The sequence below is a fragment of the Mycobacterium sp. genome (assembly GCF_032159775.1).
Lineage (GTDB): Bacteria > Actinomycetota > Actinomycetes > Mycobacteriales > Mycobacteriaceae > Mycobacterium.
Window position 1 is genome coordinate 1 of sequence record NZ_JAVHWK010000123.1, and the last position, 7,043, is coordinate 7,043.

Consider the following 7,043-nt stretch of genomic DNA (forward strand, 5'->3'; position numbering starts at 1 on the left):
GCCAACGCCAGGCAGGTGGTGGCGCGGCGGCCGTCGAGCAGCACGGTGCACGATCCGCACTGGCCGTGGTCGCAACCCTTCTTCGGGGCGGTTACGCCGAGGTGTTCGCGCAGCAGGTCGAGAAGGGTTGTCCGGTTGTCCACGCGGATGCTGTGCGGTGTGCCGTCGACGTGCAGGGTGATGTCGCTGAAGTGGGCTGACTCCATCGATCCGGCATACCCGGTGACCGGGCGCAGAAACGGGGCCCCAGAAGTGGGTGCCACCGTTTTGTTGCGGCGCCGCTGGGCATCAATAGGCCATGGACGGAGAGTGGGAGTGCGCCGTCGTCGGAGCAGGCGCGGCCGGATTGAGTGCGGCGTTGGTGCTCGGGCGGGCTCGGCGGCGCACGGTGGTGATCGACGACAACGACCAGAGCAACCGGGCGTCGGACGTCATCGGTGGCCTGCTGGGCTATGACCGGCGGCCGCCTGCCGACCTGTACGCCGCCGGTCGACAGGAATTGTTGGCGTATCCGACCGTCGAGTACCGCCGCAAACGGGTGTGCAGCGGTCGTCGCGTCGACAACGGATTCGTGCTCGAGGTAGAGGGCGCCGAGCCGGTCCACACGCGGCGCGTGCTCCTCGCGACGGGAATGCTGTACTGCCCGCCGGAGATACCGGGACTTGAGCAGCTTTGGGGGACCACGGTGTTTCAGTGCCCGTTCTGCCATGGCTGGGAGATGCGGGACAAGCGGCTTGCCGCGCTGGCGGCGGGTGAGACGGCCCTGCACTCGACGTTGATGTTGCGGGGGTGGAGCGATGACGTCGTCGCGCTGACGGACGGTCGTTCCGACCTGTCGCCCGACGATCAGAGGACGCTACGGTCGGCCGGTGTGACGGTCGACGATCGGCGCGTCGTCGAGCTGATCGGGGACAACGGGCAACTGACCGCGGTCGCGTTCGCCGACGGCACCCGAATGGAACGCGACGGGTTGCTCGTCGAGGCGCCGCTGCGGCAGCGGTCGCCACTCGCGGAGCAATTGGGTGCGACGTGTATGCCGGGAGCCCTGGCGTCGGGCGCCATCAGCGTCGACGAGCTTCACCGGACGGAGGCGGGCGGTGTATTCGCCGCGGGCGACGTCTGCACCGAAGAACCGCACTTGCCGGCCGCGATCGCCGCAGGGTCGAAAGCCGCGATGATCGTCGTGCAGAGTTTGCTCGCCGACGAGTTCGGCCTGCCCTATCCGCCGACGTGAGTTCTTGGACGGGACTGCTCTGCAGGGCCAATCGATGACATTGCGGTGCAAGGCTATCCGGGACTGGTGCTCACGACGCCCTGAGCCCGACCCGGGGCCTCAGCGTAGCCAGTGCCCTATCGACGGTGTCGTTGGTGGGCAGCAATCCATGCGGGTCACAGATTCCTAGCAGCCGAGAGACGGCACCACCAGGCACCACCATCCACCCGATCCCTGCGCGCGCGCAGTTGACCGAGATTCTGTGCAGCGCCAAGAACCCCTCCGTGCCAAAGAATTCCAGATCGCTGAGATCGACGATCATTCCGCGGCAATGCTCCGTCTTCACGACATATTCGGTGAGGGAGCCCGCGTTCGCCCCGTCGATGTCGCCATTGGCGCTGACAATGGCTACCGGAGACACCGGCCATCGAGTAACGAATTTTGCGGTGTGACGCCTGCTGAGTGGTCGAGATCGATTGGCAGCCACTTCGGGTCCATCAGATTTGTCGAGCCCGGGTGGATTCCAGTCAGAAGCACGCGTGTCGCCGCGAATCTACTGAGGGTCTTCTGCGGCGGCACGTTACAGCCGGCGCCAGTCGAAAGGCCGCTCTGTGCGAGCGGCGCCACTGCGCCGACCATGATCCAAATGAGGAACGTCGCGCCGGTTGGCCCCGGTGTGGGCGTCGCCGTACACGCATGTTTTCGGTCGGTGAGTGGGCCGTCCTTGCACTGCTCGCCGCATACGTCATCGCTGCGCCGAGCAAAACACTTTCGCCAGCCAAGACACGCACTTCACGCCTCTCATCTGCTGGTCTGACTCCAGTGAACGCCTCTTCCGCCCTCGTGTCAACATCGTTGACGAACGGCGTTGACGTACCATCTGCTCGCACGCGAAGAGCCGAAGGAACAGGACGAATCGAAATGGCCGACGGTCTGGTCAGCCGCCCGATGATTCTGCAAGCGGCGTTGAGAATCATCGACCGCGACGGCAGCGACAGCTTGTCCATGCGTCGCCTCAGCGAAGAGGTGGGTCGGGATCCCACAGTCCTCTATCGGCACGTTCCGAGCAAGGCGGCACTGCTCGACGGGGTCGCCGAGATCGTGCTCGGGCAACTACGGGTGGATACGTCTGATCCAGATTGGACAGGCCAGTTGCGCGCAGTCGCTCATGAATTCAGGCGTCTGGCTCTCGCGCACCCAAACGTGGTTCCGCTGCTGGTGACTCGGCCGCTGGCAACTCCGTTGGGTCAACGGCCTCCGGGGATGCTGCGGTCGCTAGAGGATGTCCTCGCCCTCCTCACGACCGCCGGCTTCAGCGGTCCGGACGCGCTGCATATATACCGGGTGCTCTTCGGTTATCTACAGGGCCACATCCTCAACGAATTGCAGGAGGTAATCGAGCGACCCGAGGAGACCGACGATGTGCTGCGCCTAGGGCTACATCGGCTGGCGGTCACCGAGTTCCCTCAGGTGCGCGCACTTGCATCGGTTCTGGCGTCTTACGACGGCGCCGCCGAGCTTGACCGCGGCCTCGATCTGATACTCGTCGGCCTTGCCGCCACGCTCACACCACCGTCTGGTCGGGCTGAGGCTTGATCAGCCAGAGCGCCAGGACGATCGCGACGACCGGCCCGACGGCCATGATCAAACTCAGCGTGTGAATCGCGTCGACGGCGTTGTGCGGAGCCTGGGCGACCACCAGTTGCGCCTGCTCCGGATTGACCAGGTGCGCTCCGCGCCCGCCGTGCGCCGTCAGCAGCGCCTCGCGGGTCTCCGCGCGGGTGATCCCGGAGTGGGAAAGATCGTGGGCGCTGTCGGTGAGGAACAAGTTGATGCCGACGAGGGCGAACAGCGCGGGCCCCAGCGAATAGCCGCCCTCGTTGACCGCGCTCTTGACCGCGGAGATCGACCCGCCGAGATCGTCTGGCGCGCTGCTCATCATGATCGTTGCCTGCGGTGTGGTGACCAGCGCACCGCCGACCACGATGAGGGCGGTGGTGGCGAACACCACCGGACGTGACGTGTCCAGGTCGAAGGTCCGCAGCACCAGCAGGCCGGCGAGCATCAGCAGAAGCCCGCCGACGAGCACGGTGCGGGTGCCGAACCGGTTCGCGGCAGGCCCTGCCGAGAACGCCGCCACCGCCGCCATCCCGGTGGCGGGAATCAGCAGGAAGCCGAACAATTCGTGGGATTCCTTGCGGATCGTCACCAGGTAGAACGCCAGCAGCACCATCGACCCGCCGAGCACGATGTTGAACATCACGCCCGCCGTCACGGCCGCGTTGAACCGGCTCGAGCGAAACACCCGCATGTCCAGTGCCGGGTCGTGCGTGCGAAGTTCCTGCATCACGAAGCCGCCCCCGGCCGCCAGGCCGAGCGCGATGGAGGCCAGGCCGACGAGGTCGACGCCGGTCTCCATTCGTGAGGTGCCGTAGATCAGGCCGAGCAGCGCGATGGCGAACAGCACCAGGCCCGCCACATCCAGGCGGCGGTCGGCGCGCACCGTCTCGGGCACGAACCGCCAGGCGACGATCAACCCCAGCGCGGCGATGACCGGTACGACGAAAAAGCATGCGCGCCAACCGATCGCGTGTGCGAGAGCGCCACCGAGTGCGGGCAGCGGAGTGGCGACGGCGTATCCCACGCCGAAGTACGCGGCGATGGCAGCGGCCCGCCGACCCGGCGGGAACACCGCGTTGGTGATCGCCAGCGACAGGCCGACCAGGAACGCCAGCGCCACCCCTGCCCCGGCGCGCGCGACGATCAGCACCGCCGCATTCGGCGCCGCGGCAGCCAGCGCGCTGAACACGATCGCGCCGGACAACCCGACCAGATACATGCGTCGCATGCCGTAGAGGTCGCCCAGCGCGCCCGCGCTGAGCACGGCGGCCGCCAGGGTGAGGGTCGCCAGGCTCGCCACGAACGTCGAGGTGCTTCCGGTGATGTGCAGGCCGGCGGCGACGACCTGAAGGTTGGCCGAGAGGATCGTCGGGTCGCCGATCGAGATCGCATAGCCCAGGCCCATCGCGATGACCGTCATAACGGCCGCCAGGCCCGAAACGTACTGATGCTGCCTGTCGGCAGGAGCATCCGTCGGCACGCGCTGGATGCTACTGGCCGCGGGTCAGCAGGGTGCTTCGATTGTGAACGGCATGTCCGTCGTCTGGCCTGGCGTGGCAGGACCGGAGACGACGGCCGTGCCGGTGATCGTGTAGACGCTTCTGCCGTCGATCGAGGCCTCGGCCTTGCCCACATCGCCTCCGGAGACGCCGTTGAGGCCGTCGATGTTCTCGAGGGTGACTGTCTTGACGATCGGTTTGGCACCACCGATCTGCAGCTGGACGCGTGCACTTCCCGGGTCGGCCTTCGCGGCGATCTGCAGGATCTGCTCCACCTGGGTGCACTTGATGGACTGCGTCTGCTGCGACCTGTCGCCGATCGAGACGTGACCGGATTTCTGCGACGGCTCGTTGGGTTTCGTCCCGGTCAGACCGCATCCGGCGGTGACGGCGACGGCGGCCAGCGCTGCCGCCAGTTCGATCAGTCGAGTCCCCACCCGGCACCTCCCCTTGCGGTGGGGGTTACCCGAACGAGTGCCAGTTGACACGCGGGTTGCCGGTCAGAGCGCGATGCGCTCACGGCTGGCCCTGACATCGCCGGTGTCGGCGTCGAAGAAGTACGTCCGCTCCGGCGGCATTTCCAGGCCGATGCGGGTGCCGGGGTCGAAGTCGGTGCCCGCAGGCGCCTGGATGATCACCCGCGCCTCCTTCGGTGCGGACGGCGAGTCGTCGTCATGCACGTCGACCAGCGCGGTGACCAGGACGTGGCTGCCCAGTGGTTCGGTGAAGTCGACGCGGGCGGGCACCATCCCGTGGGCGTACCGACTGTGCAGCCGCAGGTGCTCGGGACGCATCCCGACGGTGACCGGTCCGTCGGTCGTCGGAACCGCCGCCACGACGGTGCCGCCGACATGCAGGACCCCCGAGCGCACCACGGCCGAGATCAGGTTCATCGGCGGGCTGCCCATGAACGCAGCGACGAACGTGTTGGCCGGCCGGTTGTAGATGTCGTCGGTGGTGCCGATCTGCTGCACTTCGCCGTCGGACATCACACACAGCCGATCGCCGAGCGTCATCGCCTCGACCTGGTCGTGGGTGACGTAGATCGACGTGACCGGTAGCTCGCGGTGCAGACGCTTGAGGTCACCGCGGACCTGGTTGCGCAGCTTCGCGTCGAGGTTCGACAGCGGCTCGTCGAGCAGGAACGCCTGCGGCTTGCGCACCAGCGCGCGCCCCATCGCGACGCGCTGGCGTTGGCCGCCGGAGAGCTGGCCGGGCTTGCGGTCGAGGAGCTGGTCGATCTCCAATAGGGCAGCCGTCTCGCGCACCCGCCGATCGACCTCGGCGCGCGGCGTCCGGCGCTGCCGAAGGCCGTACGCCAGGTTGCGGTAGACCGACATGTGCGGATACAGCGCGTAGTTCTGGAACACCATCGCGATGTCGCGGTCACCGGGCGCCAGGTGGTTGACCACGGTGCCGCCGATCCTGATATCCCCCGACGTCGGCATGTCAAGCCCGGCCAGCAGGCGAAGGGCGGTGCTCTTCCCGCAGCCCGAGGGGCCGACGAGGATGAGGAACTCACCGTCCGCCACGGTCAGGTTCAGACCGTTGAGCGCGATTACGCCGCCCGGATAACGCCGCGTGACGTCACGGAACTCTACCTCCGCCAACGTGATTCCCTTCTCGACGTCGTGGATGCCACCGGTCAGCCCTTCAGCCCGGTGCTGGCCACCGACTGCACGAAGTACCGCTGCGCGCCGATGAACACGAGCAGCATCGGCAGCAGGCTCATCACGTTGGCCGCCATCAGCAGCGGCCACCTCACGAAGTGGGCGCCCTGAAAGTAGCTCAGCCCCAGCGGGATCGTCATCTGGTCCTGCGACGTGATGACGATCAGCGGCCACATGAAGTCGTTCCATGACGTGAGGATGGTCAGTGCGGCCAGCGTCGACAGCGCGGGCAGTGACAGGGGAAGCACGATCTTGAACAGCACGCCGAGCCGCGACGTCCCGTCTACCCTGGCGGCCTCTTCGAGTTCGATGGGCACCGTCTGAAAGAACTGGCGCAGGAAGAAGATGCCGAACGCCGTCGCCAGGTTGGGCAGCATCAGCGCGCCGATGTGGTCGATGCCCAGTCCCTCCCAGACGTTGTCGCCGAACCACTTGACGATCAGGAACACCGGGATCATCGTGACCTGGAACGGCACCATCAAGGTCGCCATCAATGTGACGAAAAGCGCTCCGCGGCCGAGGAATCGGATACGGGCGAAGGCGTAGCCGGCGAGGCCGCAGACGACCAGGTTGCTCACCAGCACCACCAGCGTGACCACCGCGCTGTTGACGAAGAAGTGCGCGAACGGCGCCTCGGCCCACGCCTTGGAGTAGTTCCCGAACTGCGGGCTTTCCGGTAGCAGCACCGGCGGGAAGCGGTTGGCCTCGCCCTCGGTCTCCAGCGATGTGATGAGCATCCACAGCAGCGGCACGATCAAGATGAAGGTCACAGGGATGAGGACGAGATGCCACGGGCTGAAGGGCAGTCGCAGTCGACCCAGGAAGGGACGGCCGGTCGGCGCATCCTCGAGCGGTGCGGGGCGCAGCGGCGCCGGAGTGACGGTGTCGGTCATGAGATCACCTGTCTGCGGGCCAGCCGGAACTGCACGGCGGTGATCACCAGGATGACGACGAACAGCGCGTAGGCCATCGCCGCGGCGTAGCCGGCGTCGAACTGCACGAACGCGCGGTCCCACAGGTAGTAGACGATCACGGTGGTGG

General features: G+C 66.7%; 8 protein-coding genes. 2 read left to right on the forward strand and 6 right to left on the reverse strand.

Annotation, left to right across the window (positions count from 1 at the left end; all coding sequences use genetic code 11):
- On the reverse strand, positions 1-206 hold a 206-nt coding region (locus tag QOJ24_RS15265), incomplete at its 3' end, for a (2Fe-2S)-binding protein (RefSeq protein ID WP_526262595.1).
- A 92-nt stretch (positions 207-298) separates the two neighbouring features.
- On the opposite strand from QOJ24_RS15265, the gene QOJ24_RS15270 reads away from it, so the two are divergent.
- Positions 299-1,234 carry an NAD(P)/FAD-dependent oxidoreductase gene (locus QOJ24_RS15270; protein ID WP_526262597.1) on the forward strand — a complete coding sequence of 312 codons (936 nt, stop codon included), beginning with the start codon at positions 299-301 and terminating at the stop codon, positions 1,232-1,234.
- Between the two features lie 70 nt (positions 1,235-1,304).
- Here the strand turns inward: QOJ24_RS15270 and QOJ24_RS15275 are convergent, their stop codons facing one another.
- A complete protein-coding gene (locus tag QOJ24_RS15275) occupies positions 1,305-1,634 on the reverse strand; it encodes an STAS domain-containing protein (protein WP_526262599.1) in 330 nt (109 codons plus the stop codon).
- Positions 1,635-2,134: 500 nt separating this feature from the next.
- Here QOJ24_RS15275 and QOJ24_RS15280 point away from each other — a divergent pair, with 500 nt between their 5' ends.
- The gene (locus tag QOJ24_RS15280) at positions 2,135-2,809 is read left to right on the forward strand and encodes a TetR/AcrR family transcriptional regulator (RefSeq protein WP_526262601.1); all 675 of its coding nucleotides are present in this window, start codon (positions 2,135-2,137) and stop codon (positions 2,807-2,809) included.
- Here the strand turns inward: QOJ24_RS15280 and QOJ24_RS15285 are convergent.
- From QOJ24_RS15285 to QOJ24_RS15300, 4 genes are all read right to left on the reverse strand, one after another.
- Positions 2,778-4,313 (reverse strand): MFS transporter, encoded by a 1,536-nt coding sequence (locus tag QOJ24_RS15285; RefSeq protein ID WP_526262603.1) that lies wholly within the window; start codon positions 4,311-4,313, stop codon positions 2,778-2,780. The genes QOJ24_RS15280 and QOJ24_RS15285 overlap by 32 nt on opposite strands.
- A gap of 24 nt (positions 4,314-4,337) precedes the next feature.
- Positions 4,338-4,769 carry a lipoprotein LpqH gene (locus tag QOJ24_RS15290; protein ID WP_526262605.1) on the reverse strand — a complete coding sequence of 144 codons (432 nt, stop codon included), beginning with the start codon at positions 4,767-4,769 and terminating at the stop codon, positions 4,338-4,340.
- Positions 4,770-4,832: 63 nt separating this feature from the next.
- Complete coding sequence (locus QOJ24_RS15295) at positions 4,833-5,942, reverse strand: ABC transporter ATP-binding protein (RefSeq protein WP_526262607.1); 1,110 nt, start codon at positions 5,940-5,942, stop codon at positions 4,833-4,835.
- 35 nt (positions 5,943-5,977) lie between these two features.
- Entirely contained in the window at positions 5,978-6,895 is a 918-nt protein-coding gene (locus QOJ24_RS15300) for a carbohydrate ABC transporter permease (protein WP_526262609.1), read from the reverse strand.
- Positions 6,896-7,043 lie beyond the last annotated feature (148 nt).

Excerpts from the sequence above, each read along its gene's own strand:
- QOJ24_RS15300 (WP_526262609.1), bottom strand. The coding sequence starts at position 6,895 with ATGACCGACACCGTCACTCCGGCGCCGCTGCGCCCCGCACCGCTCGAG.
- QOJ24_RS15270 (WP_526262597.1), top strand. The coding sequence starts at position 299 with ATGGACGGAGAGTGGGAGTGCGCCGTCGTCGGAGCAGGCGCGGCCGGA.
- QOJ24_RS15280 (WP_526262601.1), top strand. The coding sequence starts at position 2,135 with ATGGCCGACGGTCTGGTCAGCCGCCCGATGATTCTGCAAGCGGCGTTG.